9 protein-coding genes are annotated in these 16,115 nt (G+C 54.4%); 3 read left to right on the plus strand and 6 right to left on the minus strand.

Translation table 11 applies throughout. From position 1 onward, the window contains the following. Nucleotides 1–17 precede the first annotated feature (17 nt). The 6 genes from NRB16_RS02170 to NRB16_RS02195 form a co-directional block, all read right to left on the minus strand. Nucleotides 18–521 (minus strand): RadC family protein, encoded by a 504-nt coding sequence (locus tag NRB16_RS02170; protein WP_253116033.1) that lies wholly within the window; start codon nt 519–521, stop codon nt 18–20. Between the two features lie 92 nt (nt 522–613). Beyond that, nucleotides 614–949: a hypothetical protein gene (locus NRB16_RS02175; protein WP_257105360.1), complete on the minus strand. Its 336-nt coding sequence runs from the start codon at nt 947–949 to the stop codon at nt 614–616. A gap of 127 nt (nt 950–1,076) precedes the next feature. Continuing rightward, nucleotides 1,077–1,349, minus strand: coding sequence for a DUF1640 domain-containing protein (locus NRB16_RS02180; protein ID WP_253116029.1), 273 nt, complete (start codon nt 1,347–1,349; stop codon nt 1,077–1,079). Nucleotides 1,350–1,683: 334 nt separating this feature from the next. After that, complete coding sequence (locus tag NRB16_RS02185; RefSeq protein ID WP_257105361.1) at nt 1,684–2,265, minus strand: STY4534 family ICE replication protein; 582 nt, start codon at nt 2,263–2,265, stop codon at nt 1,684–1,686. A gap of 117 nt (nt 2,266–2,382) precedes the next feature. Beyond that, complete coding sequence (locus NRB16_RS02190) at nt 2,383–2,643, minus strand: hypothetical protein (RefSeq protein ID WP_257105362.1); 261 nt, start codon at nt 2,641–2,643, stop codon at nt 2,383–2,385. A gap of 794 nt (nt 2,644–3,437) precedes the next feature. Then, on the minus strand, nt 3,438–5,453 hold the full coding sequence (locus NRB16_RS02195) for a DNA topoisomerase III (RefSeq protein WP_257105363.1): 2,016 nt from the start codon (nt 5,451–5,453) through the stop codon (nt 3,438–3,440). A 799-nt stretch (nt 5,454–6,252) separates the two neighbouring features. Between NRB16_RS02195 and NRB16_RS02200 the strand changes: the two genes are divergently transcribed. The 3 genes from NRB16_RS02200 to NRB16_RS02210 all read left to right on the plus strand — a co-directional run bounded on the left by NRB16_RS02200 (nt 6,253) and on the right by NRB16_RS02210 (nt 15,998). Next, the gene (locus tag NRB16_RS02200) at nt 6,253–10,095 is read left to right on the plus strand and encodes an RNA-directed DNA polymerase (protein ID WP_257105364.1); all 3,843 of its coding nucleotides are present in this window, start codon (nt 6,253–6,255) and stop codon (nt 10,093–10,095) included. Between the two features lie 93 nt (nt 10,096–10,188). Then, entirely contained in the window at nt 10,189–14,568 is a 4,380-nt protein-coding gene (locus NRB16_RS02205; protein ID WP_257105365.1) for an ATP-binding protein, read from the plus strand. A gap of 65 nt (nt 14,569–14,633) precedes the next feature. Then, nucleotides 14,634–15,998: a hypothetical protein gene (locus tag NRB16_RS02210; protein WP_257105366.1), complete on the plus strand. Its 1,365-nt coding sequence runs from the start codon at nt 14,634–14,636 to the stop codon at nt 15,996–15,998. Nucleotides 15,999–16,115: the final 117 nt, after the last annotated feature.

A 16,115-nucleotide genomic window follows, 5' to 3' on the forward strand; every position in this document is an offset into this window, starting at 1 on the left:
TGGAGCCCCCTTGATGATTACAGCAGACCGCATTCAACGAACGATACGGTTTGCTGCCCTGCCACGATGATGTGATCCAGTACTGCGATTTCCACCAGATCGAGGGTCGTCTTGAGCTTTTGGGTTATGTCGATGTCCAGCGTACTCGGTTGCGGATTACCGCTTGGGTGATTGTGCGCAATGATCACGCCGGCTGCGTTGTGCTGCAGCGCCTCTTTAAGCACCTCGCGTGGGTGGATATAGGCGCTGTTGATCGAGCCTCTGAACAATTCTGCATAATTGATCAATTGGTTTTTCGAGTCCAGAAACAGCACTGCGAAAACCTCGTGTTCAAGGCCCGCCAGTTTCATGACCAGATAGTCTTTGACCGGTTGAGGAGAGGCGAACGATGCCCCGCGTTGCATCTTGATATCGATGGCATGGCGTGCGGCTGCCAGAATCTGATCCGCTGATGCCAGTGCATAGCGTTGTGAGGCCTGACGGCCCGTGTTGCAGTCTTGCAATGTGTAGAGTTCGGACATGATGCAACTCCAGTCTGAAACGGAGCGCTCATGCCCTGAGGGCAAGAGCGCCCCTGATGGGAAATGAGTCAGTGTGATGGGGTAGGGGCTGTTCAGGCCGGCAGGCTTTCATCCGGCAAGGTGACGCGCAGCTGCACCGGAGTCTCATCGGTATAGACGATATGCAGGCGCAGGCTCAGCCAGACATGCTCATCACGTTTGCCGTGAGGCTCGAATCGATACAGGCCATAGTCGATATGGCGAGCGGAGAAACTTGCCGTCTGGTTCAGGATCTCGCGATAGGTTGATTCCAGCAGGAAGTTCAAGCGTTTGTTGACCTCCAGATAGAGGAAGTCATTGATGTAAATCGCCTGCAGCCAGGCGGCTTCGCTGATGGTAATGGGCAGCTTCAGGTACGCTATTTTTTCCGCGGTGAGTCTGTTGGGCATAGGGATGTCCTCATATCGTGAACACGAGAAGACACCGCGCCCGGACGGGGGCGTGTTTCCCCGTATGGGTTGGTTGTAGGTTTACAGAAAAGTGGTCAGGCAGAGTGTCGAGCTTTGCCAGTCCTGGTCAGGAAGTGGTGCGGCTCAGTAGGTCGAAGCCCATTTTCAAAAGAGGCATGACCACGCAGACGAAGATGGCACCGAGTTGCCAGCGCATCACCTTCATTTCAGAGCGCAGCTCTGACAGTGAGGCTCCAAGCCGGGTTTCGGCCTGTTGCAGGTCAGACTTGGTTGCCAGCTTTTCCACATCCGTCTCCCAGGCATCGACGACCGCTTTTGCCTTGTCGGCGGGCACATTCGCGGCAATCAGTGCATCGTAAAGTGTCAGTGATATTTTCATGGCATCTCCATGTGCAGGACGGAGACACCCCTGACAGGTGTGTCCCGTCAGGGTAGGTCAAACAGGCATCCGGACGTCGAGCTGGCTCGACGTTGTTCGCGTGAATCGGATGTGAGGCGAACCGGGCGAATCAATGCGGCGAACCGCACCGTAACCTTGAAGATCCGGGTTACCTGGGCAGGGTGCTGTGCGCGACAGCGGTACCTGCAGCGATGATTGGCTGAGCGGTGTGGGAGCGTCAATCAGACGCTTCTGAAAATGTGCACCCGGTTTTAGACAGGTGAGAAGAAAATGCCCTGTCAGACAGGGCATTGAGTTTGGTCAGCAAGGGTGTTCAGAAATAATCAGCCGTACGTGTCGCCATCGGACGGCTGGCCTGTGGGGGCTGCACCTGGTTGTAGGCAGGTCTGGGCGCCGCGTAGGTGGGTTCTGCAGCATAGTGTTGCTGGGTTTCATGGTAAGTGGCCGCTTCAGCGTTTGAGTCCTGATGCGGATTGGCATGTGCCGATTGGCCTGACTCTTTTTGCGGAGCCTGGTAAGCATATTCCCCATTGATCTTGATCCAGGAGATGAACAGTAACCGGCCTTTGAGGCTGGCACCGGTCTGGCCTTTTTTGGCTCCGCGCTCATAGGTGAAGGTTTCCACACGAATATCGCCAATCCGGAAACCGACCAGCACCTTGCGGTTGGCGGCTTCTGCTTGCTGGCAGCGGCGTACCAGGTTTTCTGCTTCACCGCCTGCGACTTTGCAGTCAATATAGGTGTATTCGGCTTGCTCGGATGAGCCATGCAAGGCTGCAACGGTTACGGCCATGAAGGGCGCGCCCTTGCGAACCTCGACCTCGCGGATTCTGTTCAGGTAGCCAATGCCGCTGGTGTGCAGATCGAAATAAGTAGGGGTAGTTGTCTGAGTCATGGTGATTCTCCGTGAGCATTTAAGCCGGAAAGCACCTGCCCATAGGGAAGGTTTCTTCCCGGTAGGGTTTGTTGATCAAGTGGCACCGCATAAGCGGCCAGGTAGGTGTGGGTAGTGTCAGATAAACTGATCCAGCGAGCTTCTGGAAGCCTGCTGGTCTGGTTGGGGGGGGCGAGCGGGTCTGATGTTATTGCCATACCAGAGGTCGAGGTTGATGCCTTTACGCACCATGGCCGGGGTCTCGCAGAGCTTGTCGAACCTGCGTAGCCGCCAGGCTTGCCAGGCAGCGGTGATGGATAGCACCTGATTGTCTCGAAGCCAGCGACAGGCCAGGCCTGCGGTGTATCCAATGTCATGCATGAGTGTGGTTGTGGGCATGGAGCCTCCTGCAGTATTTGCAAGGAGCCACGTCCCGATGGGGCGTTGATCCCCGCATGGTTGAAGTGAGCAAGCATTCTCCTGGCAAATTTGCCGGACGATCGCGTTATCGGAATGCTGGTGCGATCTTTGGGGCGGGTCAGTGTGCGTGCACACCGTAGCCTTGAAGACCCTGGCTACCTGGGCATGGACCGACCGGGTCGGTTCAACATGATCAGGAATTCTTTCAGAGGGCTTTGCTGGGTATCAGCCGCAAGGGAGAAAGGTGCCGAAGTCTTGGCCCCGGCTGGAGAGATGTTCAAACCACCCATGAAACCAGGCACTGACGGCCCCTTGGCGTAGACCTGTCATGGCTGTTTTCACCCGATCCGTATCGTGGCGGGGATCGGTATCTGCTGGCACGCATCCGCGCACAAAAGGATCCCTTTGATCACCGGTGGGCACCGGCATTGAATACTGGCTCCTGAAAGAGTGTCCTCAGCACCCTGGCCAGGGCGTTCAGGGCACTCTTCGTCGTTACCGATGGGGTAAGTAGTAGGGGCCACCGAAAGTCAGCTGGCCCTGGGTAAAGTAAACCTCTGACTCGATTCGTCCGTGCACCCGCAGCAGGGTGATTGTGACGGCAACATGCCCTGGGTACAGGACGTTGGCAGAGTCGGCACGCATGTCGAGGTGAGTCGTGCCTGGGAGTGGAGCAGCTCCACATCTACTGATGACCGCCAGTAGTCAGCGGGTTTGATCCAAGCCCGGGCATTGTTCCATAAGCCCCGTAATCCGGTAAGACAGATTCACTGTCAGCGATTGCCATCCGTATTGTGCGACTTGTCAGTAGGCTTGTTCTTGCGCTTCTTGCCGGTTTCTATACTCAGGCTGCCTTTGCAAGCGGGATAGGATGAGCAGGAAAAGAACGCTCCATTCTTGCCGGTGCGCCGACGCATGGGCGCGCCGCAGTCCGGGCAGGGTGTGGGTGGTGTTTGTTGCAGGGCCAGCGTAGCGGTCGAGCATTGCTGGATCAGCCGCTCCAGCCACTGATGCTGGCCGGCCAGAAATTTCTCCAGGCTCATGCGGCCGGCCTCGATCTCATCCGATGCCTGCTCCCAGATGGCCGTCATACCCGGGTTTTTCACCAGCTCAGGAATGGCATCAATCAACGCAAATGCCGCTGTCGTCGGGCTCAGTGCACGACGTTTCTTTTCCAGGTAGCCCCGTTCAAGCAGCCCCTTGATGATCGACGCACGGGTGGCCTGGGTGCCAATCCCGGTGGTGGCCTTCAACGTGGCTTTAAGCCGCGGATCATCAACCTGTTCGGCAATGTTCCTCATGGCCTTGAGCAGGCTGCCTTCGGTGTAAGGACGTGGCGGTGTGGTCATTAGTGATTTGAGCCCGGCACCGGTAATTGTGCAGATCTGGTCTTCACGAAGCTGTGGCAACGGCTGGGTAACAGATTCGGCATCCTTGAGTTCGGTATCCACTTCCGGCTTGAACAGCGCCTTCCAGCCTATGACGGCGATTTGTTTGCCGGTTGCGCCGATGTGCTGACTGCCCGTCGCCAGTTTGACCCGGGTGCGATCATATTCATGATCGGGAAGAAACTGCGCCAGGTAGCGACGACGGATCAGGTCGTAGACCTTGAGCTCCTTCTCGGACATCTTGGTGATGTCCACCGGCTCGGTGGTCGGGATAATGCCGTGGTGAGGCCCGTCCAGATGTTTGTCACTCCATGCGGCAGAGATCTGCTGTCGATTCAGGCTGGCCAGTATGGGCTGCAAGGATGCGTCACTTTTGCCCAGTGCCTCGAGCACGGTCGGCACTTCTTCAAGCATGCTTTCCGGCAGGTAAGGGCACTCGGTGCGCGGGTAGTGGGTGGCCTTGTGGGTCTCGTACAGCGATTGAGCAATGTTCAGTGTCTCGTCCACTGCCATGCCGAACTGCCGATCACATTGCTCCTGCAGGGCGGCCAGATCGAACGGCAGAACGGGGCGTTCGGTCTTGCGTTCAATGACCAGCTCAACCACACGGGCCTGGCCTGAGGCTAACTGAGTGGATACGTGCTGTGCCATCGGCTGGTTGATGCACCGGCCATCAGCATCAAGACACTCAGCGGGAGGTAACCACTTGCCGACGAAGCTGTGCCCGTCAGCAAGCAGATTGACCTCCACTTCCCAGAAGGGCTTTTTGACGAAACTCGTGATTGCCCGCTCGCGGATCACCACAAGATTCAGGGTCGGCGTTTGTACACGTCCAACGGTCAGCACTTGATCATGTCCATCACGTCGCGCCATAAGCGTGAACAGCCGGCTGAGGTTCATGCCGATCAGCCAGTCCGCGCGTGAGCGAGCCAGAGCCGCGTGATAGAGGCCCACGGTTGATTCGCCAGGCCTCAGCTCGGCCATGGCTTTGCGGACGGACTGAGGGTTGAGTGCAGACAGCCACAGGCGCTGTACAAGACCGTGATAGCCGCAGAAGTCCATGATTTCACGTGCGATCAGTTCTCCCTCCCGATCAGCATCGGTTGCAATCACCAACTCACTGGCCTGAGCGACCAGCTTTTTGACCGTCTTGAACTGGCTGGCGGTCTTGGCCTTCACCTCGACCTTCCAGACATCCGGAATGATCGGCAGATGGTCCAGCGCCCAAGCCTTGTAGCGTGGGTCATACGCATGAGGCGGGGCAGTTTCGAGCAAGTGCCCGATGCACCAGGTCACGCAGATACCGTTGCCGGTCAGGCAGCCTTCACCACGTGTGTTTGCACCAAGGACCCGGGCGATGTCCTTGGCCTGTGAGGGTTTTTCGCAGAGGAACAGGCGCATGTCTCAGTCCATGTATTCAAGAGTGAAAACGATGGCATGGGCCGATGTTAGAGGAGGGTGGAAAACTGGTTTGAAGCTGTTGGGTAATTCGGCCGGTTACCGGAATTTGTAGTCGTTTGGAGGATTGCGTTTGGCCTGGGTAGCCAAACTCCCCTTGGCTTCCCTGGAAAGCGAGGTCACCTGAGAAGATGACTAGATCAATGGGGCTATTCAGGGCAGTATGGTTTCGCACGTCCGTTTGAATCCGGTGGCGCAAAAGTGGCCAGGATTGGCTGGTACCGCTCAGCCCTCTGTGCGGATCGCTATATGCATCCAGTGAAGGGGTTTCGGTGCACCCATCGTCTACATCCCACTACAAAATGATTGTTATATGACATCATGCTAACAGAACAGGTACAGATCGGTTGCTCAATTGTAACGAGAAGTGAGGGTAGCGTTTTTCTGCCGAATGCCCGTTCGCACGTTCGCTTGAGGTGCACGCATTGGCGCGTCAACCCGTTCGGAAATGTAGTGTGAAATGCCTTATTCATTAGGCATCAGTTCGCGAAAAATCGAGAAGGGGGGGTGACGACGACAGTTATAAGTCCGGTGGTCAGCATTGCCAATTTCGCAATGTTGCTTTCAGAACCAATCGTCACTTCGAGGCGCTGTCTGGCAGCGTTTAGCTAGGGCTCCGAAGCGGCTGGAGGTAGAAAACGCGATATCACCTTGTTGATCGTTCTCCCTTTACAACTTTGGACAATTCGGAATCGCAACAAAGCCTAGGTTTGATTTATTCCCATGTCATGGAGACAGCCGCGTGAGTGTAGTTGCAGATCGTTATGAGCGTTTAGGGCCCTTGCTTCACCTGCTTTCTGATGAGGCTGTACTAGCACAAGCTTGGAAGAAAACAGACGCATATGTCCGCCGACATAACTGGTATGCCGACATTCTAGAGCTGGAGCAGGTATCTCTCCTTCTCCCGCAAACCCTAAGCATCTGGCAGCAGCAGATCACATCTGGCGACCACGGTAGTGCAAAGCCCTTGCGCTTGGTTCCTGCTCCCAAGAACGGAAAGTGGCAATTTCCTTCAAAAGCGGAAGGTGGCGGCTGGAAATTCAAGTCTGTCATGCAAAAAGACAAGTCCGTTCAGCTTGAGCCGGATCTACGTCCGTTGGCGCATGTCGGCATTCGGGAGCAAGTCATGGCATCGGCCGTGATGCTCTGCGTGGCTGACGCTGTTGAGACCTTACAAGGCAACACCGACCCTGCTAGTTACGCTAGCAAAGCACATGCTAGGCAGCGAGTATGCAGTTACGGCAATAGGCTATTTTGTCACTGGCTCAATGACTCCGACGGCCGTCAGCAAGCCAGATTCCGGTGGGGGAACGGTACTACCTATTCACAGTTTTTTGTCGACTATCAACGCTTCCTTGAGCGCCCAGCAGAGGTGTGCCGTGAGTCGCTTCCGACGCTGTTGGACGAGCGACTCTTCGTGGTGAAGCTAGATCTGGCGAAGTTTTATGACTGCGTGAGTCAGTCAACAGTGGTCCCGCGGTTGAGAAATCTGTTTCAAAGCTACGCCTCCGGATTCGCGATTCCATATGAGGTTTCGGCATCCGAATCGTTCTGGCAAGCTGCAGAGAAAATTCTGCGCTGGAAATGGCACGAGAACGACATCGTTAATCGCGATGACTTAAAGCTCGGTCTGCCTCAAGGCCTGGTGGCGAGCGGTTTTTTTGCCAACGCCTACATGCATGACTTTGACCGGATGATTGTCGATGGTTGCTCCCAGCGCCGAAGCATTCCTATCAGCGAAAACGGCAGCACGGCCCGATTGATCGACTATTGTCGCTACGTGGACGACATGCGCCTAGTCGTCGCGGTCCCAACCGAAACAGCGAATAGCTTGGCGCTTGAAGCACTAGCGAACGACTTGAGTGATTGGGCGAACCTTCAGCTTGTTCGATGCTTTGGGAGGACGCTTAACGGTCTTGAAGTAAAAAAAGAAAAGTCCGAAGTGATCGCCTGGGAAGACTTCGCGGTCCAAGGAAGCACTTCCCGATTCATGCGAGGTGTAAATGGTCAAATCAGCACAGCCCCTGATCCGGCGACGTTGCTACAGGCGACAGGTAGCCTGGACCACCTTCTATGGCTAGCCGATGCGTTGGATGATGCAAATGACGTTGATGAAAATCCTTTAGCGCTAGCCAAGATTTCGCTGCCAAGAGCAGACGTTCGGGACGATACGGTCAAGCGATTTGCAGCCAATCGACTACGTCAGGTTCTAAGGATGCGGCGCAGCATGGCAGATCCGGAGTTGCCTGCCGAGGACGCACTTGCCCACACTGAAGTGAGTGAGCGTGAGGCGCTTGATCATGAGATGGAGACCATTGCGAGGAAGCTTGTTGCGTGCTGGTCACGCAATCCTGCGTTAGCTAGCGTTTTACGTTGCGGCATGGACATTTTTCCATCCCCAGAGCTTTTGCGACCTGTCCTGCAGGCGTTGCAGCTAAAACTCAAGCCAGAAGCTAATCCTGCTGAACGTGAGGTTTCGTTATTCATCTTATCCGATATCCTCAGAGCCGGAGCTGTTGAGACGGGCATGCATCGCCCAGAAAGTTATCCGTCCTCGGCGGATATTGCTGGATACCGGAAAGAGCTGCTTCAAGCTGCGCTCGAGATTACTGCTGATCAGCAGTTGCCGTGGTACTTGCACCAGCAAGCTGCCCTTTTTCTTGCGGTGATGCAGTATCCCGCAGTCTTGCCTTCAGCGGATGAGCTCATTTCGTGCAACGCTCTTCATGCTGCTTTGCGACTTGCGCCTCCTACGACGGATCTCCCTACTGCACTCACAGCCGGATTATTGGTTCTGAGGATCACCGGCCAGCGCGACAAGTTTGTTATCTGGCTAGGAGTGTGGTTACAGAGACTCACCATCAAGGAGGCCTGCAAGCTCATAGATGACATTGCGATGATTGAGCCCAAGATTCTAGGTGAGCTTCACTCCGCATGGATCGGGAGAGGCAGAGTTAGCTGGGTGAAACACATCAGCCGATATCTCCCTCCTCCCCGGTCGCAGGATTATGCGGTCCGGATTCAGGAATGGCGCGGCGGCAGGCGGTCACTGCAAGTGATAGCGGCTCATCCAGACAACCCCTTTGTTCAAGAAAACGCCCTTCTAAAGCTCACCGCAGAACTGCTGAGGGCCACATCTACTGGGGTACTCGAAAACGATGGGATAACCCTAGAATCGATTTCAGTCGAATGTGAAGACTGGAGTAGGATTCAAGATCCCGCTACTCCCATCTCGCTGTCATTCAAGAAGCCAAGCAAGATAATTCAGCCTTGGAATGAGACGCCCTCATGGTGCTCGGATGAACTTGCATGGGCGTACCGTTTGGGGCGTCTCATGCGATCCGCCATCGTAGGGGAGAATGATTTCACCACGCGCTTCTTCCCTGTGCGAGAAGAGCAGTTTGATCGCTATCGCGGTATCCACAGTAGCTGGTTTAAGCGTCGCATGGGTTTGATGCCACTCAGCCGAGGATTAGGTGAGGAGCCTACACCGATTTCACCATGGCTCAATGAGTTGGTAATGAGGCTGCTGCAATGGCCTGGTCTCGATATCAGTAGGAGCTTGGTCGTTGGTTTCCCTGAAGTCACCGTTCCTGCTGACTTGTTGGTACTGATCAAGGCAAGGCTGGCGGAGCAAGGTCGTCTTTTTGGAAAACAGTCCAACCTTCCTGCCTATCTGCTTCCGATCGAGTGCAGTGACGCTACTAATCTTGGGGCTTTTAGAGTCGCATTGGTGCAGTCCCTGATGCCTAGGGATGAGGATTTTTCAGAGTCCGACCCATTGCATTGGACTGAATCTTATCGTGCCAGGCATAGGGCACATCTGGCGGCAATGTGTCGCTTGATCGGGCAGCAATTGTCGGCTGCGCGGTTCGCTACCCGAAAATCTTCAGCACAATACAAAGCTCAATTGGACCTCATCGTATTTCCAGAACTCTCCATTCACCCCGACGATATGTGGTTGTTACATCGACTCTCGGACAGCACAGGGGCTGTGATATTCGCGGGCCAAACCTTCATCCATCATCCCTACCTCAAGAAGCCGATCAACCGCGGCGTGTGGCTGCTGCGCCAAGAAAGCGCAGCGGGCCGTCAGCTCGTTTGTGCCTATCAAGGCAAGGAGTATGGAATTCCTTGGGAGAAAAAAGCTGGTGTTGCTGGGCACCGACCGTACCAAGTGATCGTCGAGTTCAACGACGCACGAGGTCCAACCGCTAGGCTCACGGGCGCAATTTGCTATGACGCTACGGACCTTAAACTTGCGGCTGACATGCGGGACATTACCGATGGATTTGTGATTGCAGCGCTCAACAAGGACATTGGAACGTTTGACACTATGGCAACGGCTCTCCAGTTCCATATGTATCAGCCAGTGATGCTCACCAATACTGGTCAGTACGGTGGGTCGACTGCCCAAGCGCCTTTCAAAGCTCATCCTGAGCGACAGATAGCTCATGTGCATGGGAACAACCAAGCGGTGGTAAGCATATTTGAGGTTGACTTACTGGCATTCCAAACCAGCCGAAACGCGACCCAAGCAAAAGAGAAGAAAGCTGCACCCGCAGGCTTTGGAGGGCGACGCTGAATGAGTATGGCGTGCAACCTTTTTGAAGCTCGCGGGCGCATACCTTCCTTATCCACAGCGCGCTGATAGAGTTTGTCAGGGAGTCGGCTCGATATGAATAGCTCTATCAAACGCAGCGCCATACCTGCTAGCGGTTATGCATTCCAAAATCTGGTGGGCATCAAGGCGCTTTGCGAATGGCTGGACACCCCTACTCTGTACGAGTGGGTTAAGTTCGAGGCTGACGACGAGGAGGAAGCTCGTGGCCTTGACGATATCGTCATCCAGCGTTCGGACGGCCAGATGGAACTTATCCAAGTCAAGTTTACGGTCAATGAGTTTAAGCCCGATTATGCGTTGTCATGGTACTGGTTGACGGATCGCAAAGGAAAGAGGGGCACCTCTCTTCTTGAAAAGTGGACGAAAGCCTTTTTTCGGGTCGGCCCTGACAGAGCAGCACGAACTGAGCTCATCACGAACCGCAGGCCAGATGCCGATTTTGCGTCCTCTCTCTCTGGCGGGAGGGTGCTATGGGAGCGGCTTGACGACTCTCTGCGCCAGACGTTGACGCAGCATGCTGGTGGTGAAGAAAAGGCACGAGTGTTTTTCGACAGGTTTGAATTCAACCATAGCTACGCGGGTCATCAAGCGCTGTCCAGCGAGGTATCGGCACAGCTTCAAGCGAAGCATACAAATCATGAAGGCTGGTTAGCCCTTTACCGAGCGACCTTCGAGTGGAGCATGTTTAAAAATGCCCCTGCGCCTGATGGTCGGATTACGCTGGGCATTTTGCGCAGCACCATTTCTGAAATGCAGCCACGGCCCTTAGATCAAGAGTTCCGAGTACCAGCGGGTTATCGGCCTCCAGATCCGGCATTTGCGACCGACTTCATCGAGCAAGCCATGAGGGGCGATTGGAACTGCCGTGTCCTTTGGGGATCGCCAGGGCAGGGTAAAAGCACGTTTCTTAGCCATTTTTGCGAGCAGATCCACTCTTTGGGTGTCGTTACGATTCGGCATCACTATTTTCTCGATCTTCAAGACACCTCTGAGCGATTCAGTTTGGCAAGCGTTGCTCGGTCGCTCATATACCAAATGGAGTCAGAGCTCCCTGATGTTACCGTTTCCCTTGATAGACGCCCTGAAAATTTGAAAATTTGGCTAAGCCGTTGCGGCGCGGCTTGTGCTCGCGAGGGAACACGCCTGATATTGATCGTCGATGGGCTAGACCATGTTTGGCGAGAGAATGAGGAGCGCATTTCGCCACTTAATGAGCTGTTTTCCCTGTTATTTCCAATCCCCCAGGGGGTTACGATCGTGCTGGGCACTCAGCGCGTTGGTGACGAACAATTGCCACTGAGGCTGCATCAATTCGTTGAGTCTGAGCGTTGGGTAGAGCTTCCAAGAATGCAGGTGCCCTCGATAACGGCTTGGCTGGCGGCTCACTACGATTCGAACGCATTTGAACTCCCTCCAAGCGTTACGCCCGATCAAACGATGGGGGCGTTGGCCGAGGCATTTCTATCGCTAAGCGAAGGGCACCCGTTGGTGCTCACATATACTTTTATGAAGATGATTCGCGATCATCGTGTGCTTTCTGCGCAGATAGTTCGCCAGAGTGATTCAGCTCCCCATGGAGATGCACTTGCCTACTACACGTCGCTGTGGCAACGGCTTTCCTGGGATGCCAAGGACGCTCTCCATCTCGTAGCAGAGGATAATTTCATCTGGCCTTCTGGAGCTTTGGAGCAGTGCCTCCAGTTGAAGAATGTCAATTTAGAGGCTGAAATTGGTCACTTGCTGGCAACCGTCGATGTCGGTGTCAAAGCGTTTCACGGCAGCCTTTATGTGTTCATTCGTCAACAACCCTCGCATCAGCGCCGGGTAGAGTTACTCCTGCCACGAGTCGAAGGTTGGTTGGATTCTGAAGCTCCGTCCTATCTGCGTTGGGGTTGGCTATGGCTGTACCAATCCCGGCGAGGCGATCATACCGGCCTGCTGTCTGGAACAACCAAAGTGTGGATGCTGCATGCGTTGGTCCAGGCTTTCGATAGTAAACAGATTATCCGAATCCTTGAGGACGCCGAAGAGGTCGCATTTGTCTCAGGCGACTACGAACTCGCGCTTCGGAAGCGGGCCCTCAAACATCGAGTTCAGAATGGTCCGGAGTTCCAGATAGAGGATGGGAGTCTGCTATTCAAATCGGCGCTTCAGCTAGCGTCCGACCCTTATCCAGCGCTGCTGATGGCCTCTCGTGTAAATCAATCTAGCCTTCAAGCACTGGGAGATTTAGCTCATCTCTACCTGTCCCTTGGTGAAGTCGGTCGTGCGTTTGACGTACAGGAACGAATTCGACAAAAGATAAAAGATCGATTGGATGCTGGAACCCTGAATAGCCATGAGTACGAGCGCGCAATCAAAGGTTATTTGGATGTGGTTGGGGGGACTGGCCGCTATGCGCCGGATAAGCTTATAAAAGTCTTTCTGAATCATAAAAGCGGTGAGGCGTGGTTTGCGGTATTTCTGGATAAAGCTAGCGGCTACTCAGATCTGACTCCAATCATGGCATTCGCGTCTATTCCAATGCCTGCGAGACTTCGTCGAGTGCTGGAGCTACAAGCCATCCGAGTGGCTGGCTGGGCACAGGCCGCGTTGCATTCTTGGGACGGGTTTAAACGTTTCACCAAACACCCGTTGTCTGCCTGCTGGGCCATGCTGTATGGAGAGCCTGCGAACGATGCGCACACTCGATACATACCACTGGATAGGCTTGGGATCCTAGACGGGAATAGTGAGACAACCTTAGCGAATCATCTGCATTCACTCTTTTTTGCAGTCGTTGCCAGCAGCCTTCAGTTGAAGGGGGCGCCGGCACTCGAAAAGTTGGTAATGAGTGCAAAGCGCGAGTGGCTTTTGCCCTTGCTTCATAGATTGATTGTTTCCGCTAACTCCACTGCAACAATATTGGCCAGAGGTGACATCCCACCAGTACCGATCGTTTATCGGTTCATCGCCGGTGATCGACCCGCCCAAAACGATCATGACGCCTGGGCAGAGTTTCGCGCTCTGCGAGAGGCTTTAGCTTTGATAACCGCTGACCTTTTCCTGTTGGGTAGGCTTCGGAGTGAGGTGAAGCACATCTCGGCAGCAGATTGGGCTGAGTGTCAGCGGTCGAAATTGTTTGCCCCTGATCGCCTTCGCGAAGCTTACTTAATGCGTCAGTGCCATTTGCTGAGCGAGGATACGGCAGAGCTCCAAATACGCACCCAGGCAAAACAGATCAGACAGACCGTTGGCCCCTTCAACGAAAAAGCTAGTGAGCTTTGTGAGCTTTGTAGTTGGGCGACAGCATATGGACTCGAAGATACGGCTCGTGAACTGCTGCAAGGGAGCTACGAGTACGTGACTGGATTTGGTTGGCGCAAAGATCCTGGGCTACGCCATCTGTTGGATGCCCTCACAACTGTCGCGCCGACTGAGCCGGGATTTGTTAGTCATGCACTTGCCAGGCTTGCTCCTATTTACAACCAAATAGATGCGATGACGGAAGATTCCGGTACTAGTCCTAGCGATTTAGCGGACCTGCTGCTGCGATTGCGGCCAGACATCTTTGTGCATTTCTATCAGCATTGGATTGCTCACAGTCAGTGGTATTACGCCGACCAAACCTTTGCGGCGTTTGCCAGAAACGCTGACGTCAATGCACCAGGTATATCGGCTGCTCTAGCTTATGCCTCGGGAGAGCAAACGGTCACTGCCTTGCGAGCTCGTACTCAACTGGACGCTAGTCAGAGAATCTCCGCAATGGTCCGCTTGTGGGACGTGCCGGAGCAATCTGCGCGTGACAACCCTCCTGTTGTCGGTCGAGAGACCGATGCTTTTGACGACTCAGATAGCCATCAGCCTATGATGCCTGAGCTCAAGGATTACCCGCCTTCAAAACTGGCTGACTTCTTAAAAACGTTGGATGAGGCACGGGCATTCACTGCCACATCCAAGCGAACGGTTGAATGGTTCAGCTTCTGGGAGGCAAGAGGGAAAGGAGTGGAGCTTTTGAGCGCTCTCGAAGGTGCTTTAGAAAACTCTATCTCGCTATTTCGAGGGACCGAGCTGCTCGATCTAGCATTCGAACTCTCACGCAGACTTCAGGGGCCTAACGTCGCGTTCGTTTGGCTGGTACGTGCCCATCAGTATCGATATGGATGGAGCGAGTACTATTACGGGCATGGGGAGTCACAGCGGCGCTTGGCATTGGTGGGCTCTCTGTATCCTAAACGCTGGGAAGAGTTTCTTAGGCTTTCTACATTGCCCATACCGCACTACCCAGAAAAGAAGCGAGCCATTCCCGATGCTAGGTTGGTGTATCTGCTATTGGAGGTGGGGCAAACCGCCCGTGCTCTGTCAATTCTGAGCACGCTGATCGACTCCACTGCGGCTGAATTTGAATGTCAGCCATTGGTGCAGCCATCTTGGTGGGGAGAGGGTGACAAGTGACTCCTAGGCAAATTGCAGACATTAGCGTGGCGCGTTTGGGCCTCCCAGCTCCTACAGGAAAGCTGGTGGTTATGCATGCCATAGCGGAGGCATTGGCAGCGCCAGAAACAGCGAAAGACTTCGAAGACGCCCTGGTTGATTGGACCGTCACCCGACGCCTGGAGTCTGAATGCCTGGAGGCACTGTCGGTACTGCTGATTGCCCAAGCACGTCTGGAGTTTGTGAATCGTGTCAGAGCAGCTGTAAGCCGCCCTTCATTGGCGTCGGAGTACTTGGTGACGCTCGTCTCAGGAGTGCCAGCGATTGTTTGTGATTGGAGTGGATGTCATTCGGGAAAAGCTCCTCATCATGTGGATGTACGCACTTCTGAGGAGTTGTTGAGCAGCGGTGCCGTTGTACCCCCTGTTTTTCAGAATGCAGTCGAGCACCTCGAAGAAATTTCCGGATACCCGGTGAGCCGACAATGGGCTTATGAGTTCGATGTCTTGAGTGACCGCTTCAAGGACATCACAGATGGCTCTTTGAGTTATTTTCTATCGAGAGATCGAAGCACGGGTGGCCAATTTGTAGCTGGCCAGGGGCAGTTGGCTAGATCAGCGTTTTTACGGACACTGGCTTGTGCGGTCGAGCTATGGGGAATGCCAGAGAAACTCGCAGTTAGATATGCACGCGAGGCACTACCGGCAGATCCCATTTATCTGAAGCTTCAGCCCGGCCCTGCTCCTCAATGGGCTCATGGTTTGCATCACAGCTTTGATGATGAATCAACTCCATCAGAAATAGCTGTTCGGGACTGCTTACGATTTATCGAGCGAGAAGAGCAATCCAGGCTTTTGCACCTCTGCGCGACAGTTACCGATACAGAGCTACGCCACATCGAGCTCACCGTGTTTGGAGTGTCCAGTCCGGTCAGTGTCACAGACGCTGAGACGGGGGTGAGATTTCATAGGTGGATGGCAGGACGTCTTTCCCCCAAACAGAACGGCCTTCGAGCATTGACCTCGCCCTCCTGGCAGAAGAACGACGACTGGGACTTCTCGCCAGCGATTCTGCCCCTGATTGGCTCCAGCGTGGGATATCTGCAGTTCGATTACGTCAAATGCTTTCCATACGTTCCGTTTTCCACACCGTCGATGCCTGATCTAGAGCTACTGCCGGCTGCAGGACGCTTATCACTGATGTCGCAAGGAATGCATGTGGGAGAGTTCAACTCATGGTATTGGGAATGGCAGCCGAGTCGCCCCATAGGTTGGGCAAGCCCCATGGCGTGCTACTCCATGCTCACTGCTGAAGCCGCGCAAACCTTCGAAGCCGATACGGGCGCGCCCCTTCGATACGTGTGGGTTTTGGAGAAATGGACGCGTGATAAAGCGTACGGTGATTGGGTAGAAGAGAGAGAAATAGGAAGCCTGTCTGAACTGGTCAAGTAATTCCGGACACCGGTTACGGTGTCAGGCCGCTTTTTGCTCCGTAGCTATCGGTGATCATAACCTTGCGCTTGGATTTCACGTAACAGTGTCAACGCCGACTTAAAACTGACCCACCCG

Origin of the sequence: Pseudomonas sp. LJDD11, assembly GCF_024584215.1 — a bacterium.
In the GTDB taxonomy this organism is placed as follows: domain Bacteria; phylum Pseudomonadota; class Gammaproteobacteria; order Pseudomonadales; family Pseudomonadaceae; genus Aquipseudomonas.

Bases quoted from the DNA above. Each gene is read 5' to 3' on its own strand.
- NRB16_RS02170 (WP_253116033.1), bottom strand. From the start codon at position 521: ATGTCCGAACTCTACACATTGCAAGACTGCAACACGGGCCGTCAGGCC.
- NRB16_RS02175 (WP_257105360.1), bottom strand. From the start codon at position 949: ATGCCCAACAGACTCACCGCGGAAAAAATAGCGTACCTGAAGCTGCCC.
- NRB16_RS02180 (WP_253116029.1), bottom strand. From the start codon at position 1,349: ATGAAAATATCACTGACACTTTACGATGCACTGATTGCCGCGAATGTG.
- NRB16_RS02185 (WP_257105361.1), bottom strand. From the start codon at position 2,265: ATGACTCAGACAACTACCCCTACTTATTTCGATCTGCACACCAGCGGC.
- NRB16_RS02190 (WP_257105362.1), bottom strand. From the start codon at position 2,643: ATGCCCACAACCACACTCATGCATGACATTGGATACACCGCAGGCCTG.
- NRB16_RS02195 (WP_257105363.1), bottom strand. From the start codon at position 5,453: ATGCGCCTGTTCCTCTGCGAAAAACCCTCACAGGCCAAGGACATCGCC.
- NRB16_RS02205 (WP_257105365.1), top strand. From the start codon at position 10,189: ATGAATAGCTCTATCAAACGCAGCGCCATACCTGCTAGCGGTTATGCA.